Source organism: Streptomyces huiliensis, assembly GCF_020037025.1.
Taxonomy (GTDB): domain Bacteria; phylum Actinomycetota; class Actinomycetes; order Streptomycetales; family Streptomycetaceae; genus Streptomyces; species Streptomyces huiliensis.
This window is the reverse complement of record NZ_JAIQLH010000265.1, coordinates 1-1,225: the sequence shown is the minus strand read 5'-3', so window position 1 is coordinate 1,225 and position 1,225 is coordinate 1. Positions and strand designations below refer to the sequence as shown.

General features: G+C 77.7%; 1 protein-coding gene. It reads right to left on the bottom strand.

Features of this window, described 5'->3' with window-relative positions:
* Positions 1-921 (bottom strand): ferredoxin-like domain-containing protein (locus tag JNW98_RS30565; protein ID WP_372459358.1); only part of this gene is annotated, 921 nt, incomplete at its 3' end.
* Positions 922-1,225 lie beyond the last annotated feature (304 nt).

Below are 1,225 nucleotides of genomic sequence, written 5' to 3'. Positions count from 1 at the left end.
GGCGGCCGCGCCCGCGTCGGCCAGGCCGGGGATGACGACGCCGCGCCAGGGCGTCACGCGCAGTTCGCCCGAGCCGGCCTCGGCGGCGGCGACCAGCAGCCGCCACTGACCGGCGGTCAGCCGGCCCAGGGGAGCGGCGACGGAGAGGGCGGTCCGGCCGTCGGGGCCCGGTACCGGGCCGGGGGGAGGGGCGGCGGAACGGGTCGTGGGGACGGCGGTGGCCTCGGCGCCGGTGAGGCGGGCGGCCAGGGCGGTGACGTCCGGGCGTCCGTCGGCGGGGAGTTCCGTGACCCGCCACGCGGAACCGCCGTGCGCGGCGAGGAAGTGCCGGGCCGCGAGCACCGCCGCGCGCGGCGCGTCGGCGGCCGGGACGCGCAGGCCGGGGCCCTCGGCGGCGTAGCAGAGCACGGCCGCCCGGCCGCCCGGCTCTGCGATCAATGTCACATCGGGGGTGAGGGCGGCGATGTCGCCGCGGCCGTCGTCGAGGCCGAAGAGGAAGCGGCCCGAGAGGGCGGTGACCTCGTCGTCCGCGCAGAGCAGGCGGTCCAGTTCGCGGGCCCACGCGCCGACGTCCGCGTGTCCGGCGCCGTCCAGGCCGTGCAGCGGGGAGGCGGCGATGTTCCGGACGCGCTCGTGGCGGTCGGAGGGGAGCAGGGCCGCTGCGCGGAGGCGTCCCCCGAGCTCGCCTCCGGAGCCGGCGGGCAGGGCGCGGAGCTGGATGTTGCCGCGCGAGGTGATGTCGAGGTGTCCGTCGCCCAACTCCTCCGCGAGTGCGGCGAGTTCCGCTGCCTGACGGGTCGTCAGGAGCCCGGCCGGGAGGCGTACGCGGGCCAGTGCGCCGTCGTCGGCGGCGTGCAGGCGGAGGGCGCCGGGGCACGCGTCGCCGCGTCCGCGGCCGGGGGGTGTGGGGGTGACGGGCATGGCGGCGAGCATACCGACGGGGTCGGGGGGTGGGTTTGCCCCGGTCCCGCCCCTTCACCGTTTCCTGGGGCTGCGCCCCAGACCCCCTTTTCGCGGCTCCGCCGCTCGTCCTCAAACGCCGGACGGGCTATATCAGCCTGTCCGGAGGGGGTGCGGGGGCGCAGCCCCCGCAGGAAACGGTGAAAGGGCGGGGCAGGGGCAAAACTCCCCCCTCGGCTACGAACCCGCAGGTCGCTACTATGGCTGACCGGCGGAGCCATCCGCCGACGCCAGCGACGGCGCCAGGGGAGGAAGCCGGTGGAAC